Consider the following 14,990-nt stretch of genomic DNA (forward strand, 5'->3'; position numbering starts at 1 on the left):
AAAGTTAGGTTGCATCTGTATGAGCAACTAAAGATTTCACAAAGATCGCGACCGCAGCTGCTGTTGCAGGGATCATTAAGAGGCTTAAAATCGCGGTAAATGACCAATCATTACCTAATAAAACTGCGCCAATCCAAGCTCCAAATACTGCTCCAAAGCGACCAATACCTGTCATCCATGCCACGCCTGTTGCACGGCATTGAGTAGGATAAAAGCGAGCACTTAAGGCAGGCATAGACGATTGCGCACCATTGATTGCAATACCTGCGCACAATACGAGAATGGCCAATAATGTTGGATTGCTAAGGCTTTGCCCAACCGCCACTGCAAACAATCCAGCAATAAAATAGAAACCTGAAATAATCCGATTTGGATTAAAGCGATCCATTGCCCAACCAATAAACAAGGCACTCAACACGCCACCAAATTGGAATAAGCCACCAATAAATGCTGCACGCTCCATAGTCGCACCTGTTTCACGCATCAAAGTTGGCAACCAACTGGTGAGTAGGTAAATCACCACTAATCCCATGAAATAAGTTGACCACAACAAAACTGTGCCTTTGGCATATTGCTTAGAAAACAGCATGCCAAATACATTTTTCTTTTCTGCAACAGCAGATTGCTCTTCTGGAATATGGAAGCTTTCAGCACGCTGTACTTTTTCAGGTGCAATATGATTCAGAATGTTGCGTACTTTCTGAGAGTCTTTACCTTTGACGATTAGGAAACGATATGATTCTGGCAAAAGTACAATCACCAATATCATGAGGATTAATGGAGAAACTCCCCCGACCAAAAATAGACTGTGCCATCCAAATGTTGGAATTAACCAGCTGCTAATGAAGCCACCAATCGCCATGCCAAGGTTATAACCACAGAACATACAAGTGACGAGTAAAGACCGGATTCGTTGCGGGCAATACTCTGAAAATAATGTGGTTGCATTTGGCATTGCAGCGCCTAAACCAACACCCGTTAAGAAGCGCAATATAACTAAACTATTCAGATCAGTTGCAAAGGCAGATGCCAAAGTAAAACCACCAAAGATCAACATTGAAATCGTTAAAACAATTTTGCGACCAAAACGATCCGCAGTTGGGCCTGAAACCAACGCACCAATGATCATCCCGCCAAGTGCAGCGCTCATTACAGGACCGAGTTGAGAACGATCAATTCCCCAATCCTGTGCTAATGCTGGTGCAATAAAGCCCATTGCAGCAGTATCGATTCCATCTACAAATACAATGAGAAAACAAATAATTGCAATCATCCATTGATACTTGCTTACTGGTGCATCATTAATCAGTGCTTGTGCATCCATACTGTTTTTTGGGGCAGCAAATTCCTGTGCCATAGTTGCCTCCTTGTAGGCGAATTCCTTTCTAACCTTTGCGGTTATATTTTTTGAATAAACTTAGCCAATGCCTGATTGAAAACTTGAGGTTGTTCAATATTGGACAAATGAGACGCTGCCAAGATTTCAAGTTGACTGTTTGCAATAGACTGATGCATGAACTCTGCATCATGAACCGTAGTAACAGGGTCAAATTGACCTGCGATAATTAAAGTTGGGATTTGAATCAAGCTCAGCTGTGATTGCACATCTGCATTTGCCAATGCTCTACAAGAGTTGGCATATCCCTGTGCTGGTGTAACAGCTAAACTCTGAATTGTTTTTTGAGCCAGAACATCATGTACATAATCAAAATGTTCACTAAACCAACGGGTATGTGTCGTTTTCACGATGTCTGCTAGACCTGTTTGTTCAACACTATCTGCCCGCATATTCCATGCGTCGGCTGTACCAATTTTGGCAGCAGAATTCGCAACGGTAATACTATGAAAACGCTCAGCATGATAGATCGCTAATTCAAGCGCTGTGATGCCACCCATTGAAATTCCACAAAAATGGGCTTTTTCAATTGTTAAGGCATCTAAAATATCCACCACATCTTCAGCAAGATTTTGCAAAGTTGTATCGGCAATTACATCGCTATCACCATGCCCACGAGTATCATAAGTAATGACATGATAGTACTCAGCAAAAGCTGCAACTTGCGCTTGCCACATCCCATGATCAGTACCCAAAGAATTTGAGAACATGAGTACAGGTCCATATTGCAAACCCGATGTTTGAACAGCCAATTGATGGCCTTGACGATTGCTTATTTTAATCATCATGCCGAATCTCCTTGTGCTGCTTTTAGAACTGCATCAATCTGCGCCTGAATATTTCCGAGGTAAGATGCAGGTTTGAAAATCTCATTCAGTTCACTTGGACTCAAATGTACGTTGACTTCATCCATCACGGATAACGTGATTTTTAAATGCTGTTGCTGATTAACGGCTTGCTGACAAGCTTGCTCAATTAGCTGGTGCGCATTCAATCGCCCGATTTTGCTTGCAAGTGCCATCATCACCGCTTCAGCCATAATCAATCCATTGGTACATTCAAGGTTGCGCTGCATGGCATCAGGATTGACTTGCATATTTTCAAGCACGTCAGTAGTCCGCTCTAATGCGCCTGCACATAACTGAAAAATTTCAGGAATCGCCAACCATTCCGCGTGCCAAGCACCTAGAGCTCGCTCGTGCTCTTGCACTATGCTTTGATAAACACTAGCCATTAATGCTGGTAAGCGATTTGCAGCTGCAAGAACTGACGCTGCTGCAACAGGATTTCGTTTGTGAGGCATTGTCGATGAACCACCACGCCCTTTCGTTGTCGGCTCATATACTTCTGCAATTTCTGTTTGCATCAGCAATGACCAATCTTTAGCCATTTTTCCTGTATTACCAACAATGATTGCGAGCGTGGCAGCCATTTCAGTTATACGATCACGCTCACCGTGCCACGTACATTCAGGAACAGTTAGATTTAACTCAGCTGCAAAAGCTTGAACGACTGCCGAGCCTTGATTTCCTAAAGAGGCCAATGAACCCACTGCGCCACCTAACTGAGCTGTTAGAACTCTAGATTTCATAGCTTGTAAGCGATCTAAATCACGTTTAAATGCTGCTGCCCAACGCGCAAATTTATGACCCAAAGTAATAGGTAATGCCTGCTGCAACCATGTACGTCCGATCATGACTTGATTACGATATTGCTGTGCCTGTTTAATCGAAATGCGATAAGCAAATTGCAATTGTTTTTCGATCAATAGCAATGCATCACGGCACTGCAAAATCATCGCTGTATCAATAATATCTTGGCTAGTCGCACCCCAATGCACATATCGAGAAGCATCTTGATCTTGTTGTTTTACGATTGCTGTAAATTGCTTCACAAAAGGAATTGCAATATTTCCAGCCAAACCTGACGCAACGGCTAAATCATCAAAATCAATAGCTTCTAATGCATTTTTTGCAACTTGCTCGATGATCGTTGCAGCAGATATCGGAATGACTTCAACCTGCGCCTGAGCTTTTGCTAAAGCAACTTCAACTTGAATCATGTAGTTCAACAAAGCACGATCACTAAAAATGTCCGTGACTTCAGGCTGATAAAACAAGCTGGCATATAACTGGCTCATATCAAACCTCACTCAACACGTTGAATAATGAGCGCAATGCCTTGCCCTACACCAATACACATCGAACACAATGCATACTGTCCTTGAATCTGCTCAAGTTGATTCAATGCGGTGGTGACTAAGCGTGCGCCTGACGCACCCAAAGGATGACCTAAAGCAATCGCACCACCATTTGGATTGATACGTGCATCATAATCCGCTAAACCTAAATCACGAGTTACCGCTAATGCCTGAGCTGCAAAGGCTTCGTTTAACTCAATCACATCCATTTGCTCTAGTGTCAGATTGGTCTGTTGCAGTAATTTCTTAATCGCAGGTGCAGGCGCAAATCCCATAATGCGTGGTTCAACACCCACTGTAGTTGCGGCAATAATTTTGGCGCGTGGTTTCAGTTGATATTCAGCAACCGCTTCATCTGAGGCGATCAAGAGTGCTGCTGCACCATCATTAATCCCTGATGCATTACCTGCTGTCACTGTTCCATCTGCTTTCACCACACCTTTGAGTTTGGTTAAGGCTTCAATCGTGGTTGATGCACGCGGATGTTCATCGCTATCCACCACAATCGCATCACCCTTACGCTGAGGAATAGTGACGGGCACGATCTCTTGTTTAAAAAAGCCTTTGGCTTGCGCTGCTGCAGTACGTTGTTGGCTCACCAAGGCAAACTGGTCTTGATCGGCACGATTGATATTGAATTGTTCTGCCACGTTTTCAGCCGTTTGTGGCATGGGGTCTACACCATACATTTCTTTGAGCTTTGGATTGATAAAACGCCATCCCATGGTGGTGTCTTCAATCTTTTGACTACGTCCAAATGCGCTCTCTGATTTACCCATCACATAAGGCGCACGGCTCATGCTTTCCACACCACCAGCAATGATCAGGTTTGCTTCATTGGCTTTGATCGCACGCGCTGCCATAGCAATGGCATCTAAAGATGAACCACATAAACGGTTCACTGTAGTAGCAGGCACTTGATAAGGTAAGCCTGCTAATAATGCTGACATACGTCCCACATTACGGTTGTCTTCACCCGCTTGATTGGCACAGCCATAAATCACATCATCCACTTGTTGCCAATCTATCGTTGGATTTCGTTGTATTAGGGCTTGGATTGGAATCGCACCAAGGTCATCTGCACGTATAGGCGCTAAACCACCTGCATAACGACCAAATGGAGTACGAATGGCATCAATGATATAAGCGTTTTTCATAGTCTTACACTTCCATATTTCAATCTGTTGTGACCACTGCCACAAATTGCGGGTTCAGTCATACTTCCTTTGCGTAAGTAATGCCTCACTTTTGACAGGGCAAAAGTGACAAAACCCATTGTTGAACAGAGGAGGCTTCCTTGCCTCCCTGTCCAACGGACGACATCCATGTCGCCTGTCACGATAGTTAGTTACTGGAAAAAATCTAAATATAAGTGAGTAAAAAACTGCATTTAAACCATTCCAATCAATATTTCACGGTGGCGACATGGATGTCGCCTCGTTACTCAGCACAACACGGATGTTGTGTCTGAGTAACAAAGGATTTTTGTTACTTTTTATCCTTAAAAAGTAAGGCAATGCCTATACAAAAACTTTCGCTTTAACCCGTAATTAGTGGCTGGTCAACATTATCCCTGCGTCGCATCAATCAATTGAGCACCCGTCAAAGCCTGTAACTCCTCAAAGCTCAGACCATCCACTTTTTCAATCACCTTTAAACCTTCTGTGGTCACATCAATCACACACAGATCGGTATAAATACGATCAACACATTTCAGACCCGTTGCTGGATAAGACAGCTCTTCAACAATTTTAGGTTCACCTTGTTTGGTGACATGATCAGTCGTGATAAAAACTTTCTTGGCACCAACGGCTAAATCCATTGCACCACCCACAGCAGGAATGGCATCGGCTGCACCTGTATGCCAATTGGCAAGATCACCGTTGGCTGCAACTTGGAATGCACCGAGTACCGCGATATCCAAATGTCCACCACGCATCATGGCAAATGAATCACCGTGATGGAAAAAGCATCCACCTGTTAGCATAGTGACGTATTCCTTACCTGCATTAATCAGTTCAGGATCTTCTTCACCTTTGGCTGGGGGTGGACCAAAGGCCAACAAACCATTTTCAGAATGCAGAAACACATCTTTATCCGCAGGTAAGTATTTTGAAATCTTGGTCGGTAAACCAATGCCTAAATTGACATAAGCTCCATCAGGAATATCTTGTGCAACACGTTCAGCAATCTGATCACGGTTGAGTTTTTGATAGCTCATGTTGTTCTCCTTATGCTGATACAGGTGAAGTGGCTTCAACGGCAACTATATGTTGGACAAAGATACCTGGGGTAATGATGTGCTCAGGATCAAGCTGACCCAGTTCCACCACTTCAGAGACTTGAGCAATGGTGACATCTGCTACCATCGCCATGATTGGACCGAAGTTACGTGCAGATTTATTGAAAACCAAATTACCCCAACGATCGCCTTGATAAGCTTTGATCAAAGCAAAGTCGGCTTTGATTGGGTATTCCAGTACATAGTCTTTGCCATCGATATGACGGGTTTCTTTACCTTCTGCCAATAACGTACCAAAACCAGTAGGGGTGAATACGGCACCTAAACCCATGCCTGCGGCTTGGATCCGGCAAGCGAGATTGCCTTGCGGGACAAGCTCTAATTCAATCTTGCCTGCACGGTACAGTTCATCAAATACCCATGAATCAGACTGACGAGGGAAAGAACAAATGATTTTACGAACAGCACCTGTTTTTAGCAGTTTTGCCAAACCATAATCGCCATTGCCTGCATTGTTATTGACAATCACAAGGTCTTTCACGCCCAGTTCAATCAGACCATCGATAAGTTCAGCGGGTTGTCCTGCTGTTCCAAAACCTCCTATCATGATGGTTGAGCCATCTTGGATTTGGGATAGAACCTCGGTCAATGAGGTGTTACTCTTATCAATCATCTGACTACTTCCTGTACTATGAATTACTCAATTTTTCATCCTGAAAACCGATGAAACTAAGCTGAGTATTTTGTTCGGATTTCTAATATTTATTCTTGATAAGTTTTCGTTAGAGTTCTACAGCACAAAGTTCATTTTGTTCGATTATTATTTTTTATGTTCGATGATCGAACATTATCCAAGTAAAATAGTCGTGTTTGGATTAGAATCAATTTTAGAAAATGATTTTTGAATGAAAGAGCACATTATGGAAAATGATCAGAATAAAGAGCCAAAATTGATTCATCATTCTGAAAATAAAAAAACGATTCGTCATGAAGACTTTATTGCGGGAATCTCAAAAGGCTTGGCGATTTTGGAATGTTTTGGACCTGAACGGCATCGCTTGAACATGAGCACTGCCGCTGAAAAAACAGGCATGACACGTGCGGCTGCAAGACGGCATTTACTGACCTTAGAATATTTAGGTTATTTGGATTTTGATGGTCACTATTATTATTTAACCCCTAAAATTCTAAAATTTTCAGGTGCTTATTTAGATGGCTCTCCACTACCAAAAATTTGCCAGCCTTTATTAAATCTACTTACTAATCAAACCTCACTCATCTATTCAGTTATGGTTTTAGATGGTTATGAAGCAATTACGATAGCGCGAAGTGCAGCACACCAACAAACAGACAGAGTAAATCCATATGGATTGCACTTAGGTAATCGCTTACCCGCCCATGCGACTTCTGCTGGAAAAATTCTGCTTGCTCATCTAGATGACGAAGCACAAAAACAATGGTTAGAAAAATATCCACTTAAACGTTTAACCAAATATACGCATACTGAGAGTGAAATTTTTTTAAAGTTATTACATGAAATTAAAGAACAGGATTGGTGTTATTCATGTGAAGAACATGAATTGGGCGTACATGCTGTTGCAGTACCGATTTATGATGCAAATGCCGATGTCGTTGCTGCCCTAAATATTGTTTCACCTACCATGCGTACAACAAAAGATTATCTCATCACTCATATTTTGCCACTATTACTAGAAACAGCACGTGATTTAAGACAGGTTGTTTAGATAGAGTTATTTCAAAATAGATATTTTTCTCTGCTCGTACTTATAGACGTATATGTTTTACTCGCTTTTAAACCAAATTTATTTTAGATGTTAGCTAAGTCTTTTAAGTTTCCAAACAATTGTTTCATTGAGTAAGTTTATTTTACTTTTCGTTAAAAAACTTATTTCTAAATGATACAAATCAAATGCAATGATAATAATTTTATTTAAATCATTACATTATATTAATCCAAGTAATTTACTCAATAAAATCAATATATTTGCTCTTATTATTGATGCATAGTATTTTAAAATGCACATGAAAAATAAATAAATTTCATACTCAAAGTTATACCAAACAATAAAAGAGAGATATAAAAATGATTGAATGGTTACAGAGTGAATTGAAACATAGCCCCGAAATATTACTATTCCTATCTCTAGCGATTGGCTTCTGGATTGGTCAGTTTCAATTTGGAAAATTTCAGTTCGGCGGTGTTGCTGGTTCACTCCTAGTTGCAGTGGTACTGAGTCTAATTGGTGTACCTATTGATAATGGTGTTAAAGCAATTTTGTTTGCACTGTTTATTTATGCAGTTGGTTTTGAAAGTGGCCCACAATTTTTCAAATCGCTAGGCCCTCAATCCATTAAAGAAATTCTACTCGCGGTATTCATGGCAGTTTGTGGGCTTATTACCGTACTTGTGATGGCTAAAATCTTTAACTTAGATAAAGGCTTAGCGGCAGGTCTGGCCGCTGGAGGGATGACTCAGTCAGCTATCATTGGTACAGCGGGTGATGCGATTTCTCGTCTAGACCTCCCTCTTGCTGAAATCCAAAAACTACAGGCAAATGTAGCGATCGGTTACGCAGTGACTTACATCTTTGGTGTACTTGGCGCCATCATCATCTGTGTGAATATCTTACCTAAATTTATGGGGCGAGAAATTCATGATGATGCATTAAAAGCGCAGTCAGAACGTTTAAAAGGTGCTTTCGAGCTTGCTCCAGGTCAAGAATTAGCTATGCCTGAAATCGTTGGTCGTATTTACAAAGTCAAGCAAGCCAATGGTATTGCAATCGCTGAACTTGAAAAAACACAACCGAGTATCACAGTCGAACGACTTAAACGAAAAGATCAGTTTATTGATGTTGCACCTGAAGTGACCTTACAAACAGATGATGTCATCTTAATTGTAGGCCGTCGTGCAAATGTCGTTTCAATCTCGGAGCATATTGGTACTGAACTTCAATCATCTCAAGGTATGGAGATGATTATGGATACCTCAGATGTGATTTTAAGAAATTCAAAATACATAAATCGAACATTGGGAGATATTAAAGCCAATACACCCGATTATTTGAAACATGGCATCTATGTACTTGCAATCAAACGTAATGATGAATCTCAAACATTGAGTGACGATACCATTTTGAAGCAAGGTGATTTGATTACTGTTTACGGCACAAAAAGTGATTTAGATCGTTTAGTCAAAGAGGCTGGTAAAGCACTGCCTGAAAGCTTAAAAACAGATTGGATTTTTCATGGTGCTGGCTTAGTGGTAGGTCTCATTGTTGGCTTATTTGTTGTTCGAATTGGTGATGTTCCCCTCACGCTCGGTGCAGGTGGTGGTGCATTACTATCTGGTCTTTTATTTGGATGGTTACGTAGTCGAAATCAAGTACACGGCAATATGCCATTAGCAGCGTCACAACTGTTAAAAGATCTCGGGCTAGCAGGCTTCGTCGCGGCTGTTGGTCTGCAATCGGGCTTACAAGCCATCCAAACCATCAAAGAAAGTGGCTTATCGCTTTTCATGATCGGGGTCGTTGTTACACTCGTTCCTCTTATTCTTTCAATGCTTTTTGCCCGCTATGTTTTACGTTATGACAATGTTGCAGTCATGGCTGGTGCACTATCAGGTTCACGAAGTGCAAACCCTGCTTTTGGTGGCGTCTTAGACAAAGCTGGTAACTCTATTCCAACGGTTCCTTTTGCGATCACTTATGCCCTCGCAAATGTATTTCTTACTTTGTTAGGTCCATTAATTGTGGGCTTAGCTTAAAAACTAACAGTTATAAACATTTTAACCGCTTCACTATAATTAAGGAGACTTCCCATGGGGAACGTTGATTACACTAAATATTCAAAACTGAGTCCATTCGAGCTAAAAGATAATCTCATTGAGTTAGCACAAAGTAGAACCGATCGACTTATGCTCAATGCAGGTCGAGGAAATCCAAATTTCTTAGCAACGATCCCCCGTCGAGCTTTTTTCCAACTTGGTTTATTTTCAACCACAGAATCAGAGTTCTCTTTTTCTTATATGCCAGAAGGTCTTGGTGGATATCCACGACCTGTAGGTTTGCAATCACGCTTTGATAACTTTGTGATGCAGAATCAAGATAAACAAGGTGTTATTTTCTTAGGAAAAGCTGTTTCTTATGTTCGGGATCAACTTGGTTTAGATCCTGACGCTTTCTTGCTTGAAATGGTTGAAGGAATTTTAGGTTGTAACTATCCCGTTCCAGACCGAATGCTACGTATCAGTGAAACGATTATTAAAGAGTATGTTCTGCGTGAAATGGGCGTACAAGGTATGGCCAAGCAAAACCTTGACTTGTTTGCTGTTGAAGGCGGGACAGCAGCGATGGCCTATATTTTCAACTCATTGAAAGAAAATAAAATCATTTCAAATGGCGATCGTATTGCAATCGGAACACCGATTTTTACGCCATATTTAGAAATTCCAAAGCTCAACGACTATCAACTTGAAGAAGTATTTATTGAAGCTGATCCTAAGCTCGGCTGGCAATATCCAGAGTCAGAACTTAGAAAATTAGAAGATCCTTCAATTAAAGCATTCTTCTTGGTGAACCCAAGTAACCCTCCTTCAGTAAAAATGAGTGATGAAGGACTAGCAATCTTGGCTGATATCGTTAAAAAGCGCTCCGATTTGTTGATTTTAACAGATGATGTTTATGGTACTTTTGCAGATAACTTCAAATCTTTATTTGCAATCTGTCCTGACAATACCATTCTTGTTTATTCATTCTCGAAATATTTCGGTGCTACAGGCTGGCGTTTAGGTGTGATCGCGCTCACCAACAATAATATTCTTGATAAGAAGCTTGCAGCATTATCGAAGAAAGATAAAAAAGAGTTGGAAGAGCGTTATTCTTCACTCACAACAGATCCTTCAAGTATTAAGTTTATTGATCGTTTGGTCGCAGATAGCCGAAATGTGGCATTGAACCACACGGCAGGCTTATCGACACCGCAACAAGTCCAAATGGTGCTATTTGCATTATTCAATATGATGGATTCACGTCAAAATTATAAGAAAGCTGTTAAATCTGTTGTACGTGAACGTGATGCTGCACTATATCGACAACTTGGCGTAGAAGTTCCTCAAGATCCAAATGCCGTTGATTACTATACTTTAGTAAATCTGGAAAATACGTCTCGCACGTTATATGGTGATGAGTTTGCAGATTGGGTCATGAAAAATAAAAATCCGACCGAGCTATTATTCCGTGTCGCTGATGAAACAGGTGTGGTTTTACTTCCTGGATCAGGTTTCGGTGTTATGCACCCTTCTGCTCGCGCATCTTTAGCAAACTTGAATGAATACCAATATGCAGCGATTGGTGATTCTTTAAGACGCTTTGCTGAAGAATCCTACCAAGAATACCTAAAAACTAAGAAAGGCAAAAAATAAGCTTTTCCTGTCGATCGAAATAAAGCCACAATTTAGTGGCTTTATTTTTTGTATGTATCTCAAAAAAGCAGTTCACATCACATTCACATTCCAACTTTTAAGATAAATCTAAAATGGAATGAGATCATCAACATGAAATTGCTCAGAACGCTCGCAGTCTCGACACTGACCTTACTTTCTTTGGCTGCTTGTAAAAGTGTACCGAGTTACACCGCTGACTATGAAAAAGCTAAAAAAGAAATTACGGGAATCATGTTAGATGATCAACAAGCTCAAAAAATTGGTCAAAACTTTGTTGCAGCTTTCAATACGATGGGAACTGAAAATTTTGTCAAAAATGCCAGTCAACTTTATGCAGATCAATTATTTATCAATGACACACTTTCCCAATTCTCAAATAAACAGGATCTCACTAAACATTTTGAAGGTATGAATGAACACGTCAGCAATGTTTCAGTGACATTAATAAGTGCGACTCATAAACAAGACTCTGCATATATCCATTGGCACATGGTCTATGACTTTAAAATGTTTGGTCGGACAAAAACCATGTCTTCGTATGGTATTAGCCAAATCAAAATTAATCAGCAAAAACTAATTATCTTTCAACAAGATTTTTGGGATCCTGCAAATGGTTTATATCGCTCACTGCCATATGTCGGAAGTGGCTATTCTTTGACCTTGCCGTTCAAAAAATAGTATAAAATTCAGCCACAAAAAAGTGCAGAATAAATTATGGACAATCATTCATTATTAAAACGATTAAATAAAATTGAAGGTTTAATTGTTTTAGCTTTGGTCGATACCTTCGATGGTTCTATTTTAGAAACCATTGGTGATGAGTTCTTTAATATTGATCTTGCCGCTGCTGAAGGCGCAAATTTATTTAATTACCAAAAGCAATTAATGAATGAAATTGATCCAGATGATTTTCTAGAAAGTGTTTTGATGAGTACTGACAACCAGTACCACATCATTACACCGCTAGAAACCAATCATAGCCTGTTTCTATATGCGGTTTTAGATCGTGAACATACAAATTTAGGCTACGCACGTCATGAAATTCAAAAACTAGAACGTAATTTAAATTTCTATACCTATTAAATCTGAAGGTTAAACAGCTATAACTAAATAGGCAGCAAATATTGAGGTAGTGAATGAATACTCGTTTAATTTCGATAATGACTAGGTTATGTATTTTATTCCTTCTCATCCCGATTAAATTAGCACATGCAAATATTCAAATTTGCAAAACTGCCCCCCTTTTAGTAACGAGTAAAAATGTGGGTTCAGTCAGTTATTACGCAAACAACTGCCATCAAAATTGGGAAAATCAAAATATTCGCCTAGATTTCACTTATACTCAGAATATTCCAGAATGGGCATTTAAACGGGCTGCAACACATTTCCTGAAAAAGAATGTGACCAATTTTTCTAATAATTCCGTTCTAAATCAAATTACTGAATTATATAAGCCTGTAAAAAAAGGTGATTTATATTCATTAAATTATAATCAGCTCAACAAAACATTAAGTCTTTCTCTCAACCAAAAACCATTAGGTTCAATTACCGATCAACAAGCCAATCAATACTTTAAAATATGGTTTGGTAGTTCTCCATTTAATGCTAAATTAAAGCAACAACTACTAAATCAATAACTTGATCAAACGATTATGAGCAATCAATTTATTCTTATGGTCGAAGACCATTACGAACTTGCCGCTACGGTTTGCGAATTTTTAGAGGAACATGGTTTCGTCATTGATCATGCACGTAATTTAGATGCAGCACGTAATTTTCTAAAAACTCAGCCCTACCATCTCCTATTACTTGATATTAATTTACCTGATGGTTCTGGATATGATTTATGCGAATGGCTCAGAACGGATCAAGGTAAAGACATTCCTATTTTAATGCTCACGGCACGAGATACCTTGGATGACAAATTAAAGGGCTTTAGTGCTGGCACAGATGATTATTTAGTCAAACCTTTTGATTTTAATGAGCTTGTAATGCGTGTCAAAGCATTGATCAAACGTTCATTGGGTGAAGTATCATCCAGTAAAATCCAAATCCATGATCTTATTCTAGACAGTTCAACTCAAACTGTAACCCGTGCTGGTCAAGCTATAGAATTACCGCGTATTCAATTCAAATTACTTAAAATTTTGATGAGAAACTCGCCAAAAGTCATTACAAAACAAGAAATTATTATCGAACTTTGGGGGGATGAAGAACCTGAAAGTGATGCGTTACGCAGTCATATTTATAATTTAAGAAAAATGGTCGATAAGCCATTTGAAGAAAAATTAATTCACACCATTTCAGGTGTCGGGCTTAAAGTTGCTTTCGATACTGAAGCTCATTAATTGAAATACACAACCACGATAAGACCAGTGGTATTTTCGAGTCTTAGATGCGGATGTGTATTTAAATAATATTGCCGATCAAACAATTCAACTCTCCACCCTAACTGATTACAGAGTTTTTGTACCAGTTGTAATCCTATTCCATGACCTTTGGCAGTCAGTTGTAATTGAGAAGTGCTCAATTCCTGAACTTTAGAATCATTCGGCATGGTAATGCCAATCCCATTGTCTGCGATTACAATACTATTCTTGCGTTGAATGATATGAATATCTGTACCTTGAGAATAATTCAGTGCATTTCGTAGGATATTACTTAAAACCATTTTAGTCATCGAAGGATGAATCAATCGCGGAAACTCATGTGGGTCATATTGCACCTTGATTTCCATTCCTTTGGTTTGACTCACGGGTTCTAAGTCATTGACTAAATCTTGAATAATGTTCGACAGTAGCATCTGTTCAGCAGTCAGTGTATTGGTGGTATTTCTAGCGATTGCTAATAAGGTATCAACCAAAAGCTGCATATCTTCAATGGTATTTGAAATACGATTCAATGATTTATCATGGCCATATCGTGCCTGACAAAGCTGCACATTGCCTTTGAGAATAGTTAAAGGTGTACGTAATTCATGGCTCACGTCACCTGTAAACTCTCTTTCACGATTAATAAACTCGCTCAGCACTTGATGATATTTTTCTAAAGCCTGTTTTAGATACTCAGCCTCCATATTGCCATTGGTATTTATACCTAAAAATGGTGAAGCTTCTTTATTTTGATGCGCCCAATCAATATGTTCCAAAGCATTTGCTAAACGTGTGATTGGAGAAAAATAGCGACGCGCTCTGCGATTCGACCACCATAAAAAACTGTACAGAACAATCAAACTAAACATGAGTGGTGCAAGACCAAACATCCAGACGATTTTATTAACATTACTTTCGCCGAACACCAGCAGCACATGTTGCCCTTTTCGCTCACCGTAAACCGTCATCCGCTCTTTACCATCGACAAAAATTCGATGTACGCCTTGCTGTAATACTTGATTTTTAAATGCTGGTGGCGGGGTTTGTGTTTCCCAACGATAACCATACAGATTTTTAGTATCTGGTAAATCTGCATTTGGATTGCGATCAACTCGCATCCAATAATGTTCCATCTCTTGCTCAAGTGCCGTTTTAAGTAACGAACCTTTGATTACCCATGCACTACAAGCAATACCGATGATAATCGAAAGTGCGATCAACCCAATTTGCAGCCAATAATGACGATTAAACATCTCCGTGAGTGGATGTGTACTTGTCTCATTATTTTTGCTTTTCAACATAGGTTGACCGTT

General features: G+C 39.8%; 14 protein-coding genes. 7 read left to right on the forward strand and 7 right to left on the reverse strand.

Annotated elements, in window-relative coordinates; genetic code table 11:
• Positions 1 to 4 precede the first annotated feature (4 nt).
• From B4237_RS07425 to B4237_RS07450, 6 genes are all read right to left on the reverse strand, one after another.
• Positions 5 to 1,357, reverse strand: a complete 1,353-nt coding sequence (locus B4237_RS07425; protein WP_278595634.1) for an MFS transporter — start codon at positions 1,355 to 1,357, stop codon at positions 5 to 7.
• A gap of 41 nt (positions 1,358 to 1,398) precedes the next feature.
• On the reverse strand, positions 1,399 to 2,184 hold the full coding sequence (gene pcaD / locus B4237_RS07430) for a 3-oxoadipate enol-lactonase (protein ID WP_278595635.1): 786 nt from the start codon (positions 2,182 to 2,184) through the stop codon (positions 1,399 to 1,401).
• Positions 2,181 to 3,536, reverse strand: coding sequence for a 3-carboxy-cis,cis-muconate cycloisomerase (gene pcaB / locus B4237_RS07435; protein ID WP_278595636.1), 1,356 nt, complete (start codon positions 3,534 to 3,536; stop codon positions 2,181 to 2,183). Before pcaB ends, pcaD begins: the two co-directional genes overlap by 4 nt.
• 8 nt (positions 3,537 to 3,544) lie before the next feature.
• Positions 3,545 to 4,753: a 3-oxoadipyl-CoA thiolase gene (gene pcaF / locus B4237_RS07440; protein WP_278595637.1), complete on the reverse strand. Its 1,209-nt coding sequence runs from the start codon at positions 4,751 to 4,753 to the stop codon at positions 3,545 to 3,547.
• A 410-nt stretch (positions 4,754 to 5,163) separates the two neighbouring features.
• Positions 5,164 to 5,817, reverse strand: a complete 654-nt coding sequence (locus tag B4237_RS07445) for a 3-oxoacid CoA-transferase subunit B (protein ID WP_061519732.1) — start codon at positions 5,815 to 5,817, stop codon at positions 5,164 to 5,166.
• Positions 5,818 to 5,827: 10 nt separating this feature from the next.
• Positions 5,828 to 6,511 (reverse strand): 3-oxoacid CoA-transferase subunit A, encoded by a 684-nt coding sequence (locus B4237_RS07450; protein WP_278595638.1) that lies wholly within the window; start codon positions 6,509 to 6,511, stop codon positions 5,828 to 5,830.
• A 247-nt stretch (positions 6,512 to 6,758) separates the two neighbouring features.
• Here B4237_RS07450 and pcaU point away from each other — a divergent pair, with 247 nt between their 5' ends.
• The 7 genes from pcaU (at position 6,759) to B4237_RS07485 (ending at position 13,653) form a co-directional block, all read left to right on the forward strand.
• Complete coding sequence (gene pcaU, locus B4237_RS07455) at positions 6,759 to 7,583, forward strand: IclR family transcriptional regulator PcaU (RefSeq protein ID WP_004880314.1); 825 nt, start codon at positions 6,759 to 6,761, stop codon at positions 7,581 to 7,583.
• A 359-nt stretch (positions 7,584 to 7,942) separates the two neighbouring features.
• On the forward strand, positions 7,943 to 9,628 hold the full coding sequence (gene aspT / locus B4237_RS07460; RefSeq protein ID WP_286942492.1) for an aspartate-alanine antiporter: 1,686 nt from the start codon (positions 7,943 to 7,945) through the stop codon (positions 9,626 to 9,628).
• A 54-nt stretch (positions 9,629 to 9,682) separates the two neighbouring features.
• Complete coding sequence (locus tag B4237_RS07465; RefSeq protein ID WP_278595640.1) at positions 9,683 to 11,284, forward strand: bifunctional aspartate transaminase/aspartate 4-decarboxylase; 1,602 nt, start codon at positions 9,683 to 9,685, stop codon at positions 11,282 to 11,284.
• 132 nt (positions 11,285 to 11,416) lie between these two features.
• Positions 11,417 to 11,983: a nuclear transport factor 2 family protein gene (locus tag B4237_RS07470; protein ID WP_278595641.1), complete on the forward strand. Its 567-nt coding sequence runs from the start codon at positions 11,417 to 11,419 to the stop codon at positions 11,981 to 11,983.
• Between the two features lie 36 nt (positions 11,984 to 12,019).
• Positions 12,020 to 12,388 (forward strand): roadblock/LC7 domain-containing protein, encoded by a 369-nt coding sequence (locus B4237_RS07475; protein ID WP_007482972.1) that lies wholly within the window; start codon positions 12,020 to 12,022, stop codon positions 12,386 to 12,388.
• A gap of 77 nt (positions 12,389 to 12,465) precedes the next feature.
• A complete protein-coding gene (locus B4237_RS07480) occupies positions 12,466 to 12,942 on the forward strand; it encodes a chalcone isomerase family protein (protein WP_374974063.1) in 477 nt (158 codons plus the stop codon).
• A 15-nt stretch (positions 12,943 to 12,957) separates the two neighbouring features.
• The gene (locus tag B4237_RS07485; protein WP_061524914.1) at positions 12,958 to 13,653 is read left to right on the forward strand and encodes a response regulator transcription factor; all 696 of its coding nucleotides are present in this window, start codon (positions 12,958 to 12,960) and stop codon (positions 13,651 to 13,653) included.
• On the opposite strand, the gene B4237_RS07490 is transcribed toward B4237_RS07485, so the two are convergent.
• Positions 13,650 to 14,978, reverse strand: a complete 1,329-nt coding sequence (locus B4237_RS07490) for a sensor histidine kinase (protein ID WP_278595643.1) — start codon at positions 14,976 to 14,978, stop codon at positions 13,650 to 13,652. The genes B4237_RS07485 and B4237_RS07490 overlap by 4 nt on opposite strands.
• Between the last annotated feature and the right edge of the window lie 12 nt (positions 14,979 to 14,990).

Source organism: Acinetobacter sp. UBA6526 (assembly GCF_002434875.1).
GTDB classification, from domain to species: Bacteria; Pseudomonadota; Gammaproteobacteria; order Pseudomonadales; family Moraxellaceae; genus Acinetobacter; species Acinetobacter venetianus.

Bases quoted from the DNA above. Each gene is read 5' to 3' on its own strand.
- pcaF (WP_278595637.1), bottom strand. From the start codon at position 4,753: ATGAAAAACGCTTATATCATTGATGCCATTCGTACTCCATTTGGTCGT.
- pcaD (WP_278595635.1), bottom strand. From the start codon at position 2,184: ATGATGATTAAAATAAGCAATCGTCAAGGCCATCAATTGGCTGTTCAA.
- B4237_RS07485 (WP_061524914.1), top strand. From the start codon at position 12,958: ATGAGCAATCAATTTATTCTTATGGTCGAAGACCATTACGAACTTGCC.
- B4237_RS07470 (WP_278595641.1), top strand. From the start codon at position 11,417: ATGAAATTGCTCAGAACGCTCGCAGTCTCGACACTGACCTTACTTTCT.
- B4237_RS07445 (WP_061519732.1), bottom strand. From the start codon at position 5,817: ATGAGCTATCAAAAACTCAACCGTGATCAGATTGCTGAACGTGTTGCA.
- B4237_RS07425 (WP_278595634.1), bottom strand. From the start codon at position 1,357: ATGGCACAGGAATTTGCTGCCCCAAAAAACAGTATGGATGCACAAGCA.
- B4237_RS07475 (WP_007482972.1), top strand. From the start codon at position 12,020: ATGGACAATCATTCATTATTAAAACGATTAAATAAAATTGAAGGTTTA.
- B4237_RS07465 (WP_278595640.1), top strand. From the start codon at position 9,683: ATGGGGAACGTTGATTACACTAAATATTCAAAACTGAGTCCATTCGAG.
- pcaB (WP_278595636.1), bottom strand. From the start codon at position 3,536: ATGAGCCAGTTATATGCCAGCTTGTTTTATCAGCCTGAAGTCACGGAC.
- pcaU (WP_004880314.1), top strand. From the start codon at position 6,759: ATGGAAAATGATCAGAATAAAGAGCCAAAATTGATTCATCATTCTGAA.
- B4237_RS07450 (WP_278595638.1), bottom strand. From the start codon at position 6,511: ATGATTGATAAGAGTAACACCTCATTGACCGAGGTTCTATCCCAAATC.
- B4237_RS07480 (WP_374974063.1), top strand. From the start codon at position 12,466: ATGACTAGGTTATGTATTTTATTCCTTCTCATCCCGATTAAATTAGCA.
- B4237_RS07490 (WP_278595643.1), bottom strand. From the start codon at position 14,978: ATGTTGAAAAGCAAAAATAATGAGACAAGTACACATCCACTCACGGAG.
- aspT (WP_286942492.1), top strand. From the start codon at position 7,943: ATGATTGAATGGTTACAGAGTGAATTGAAACATAGCCCCGAAATATTA.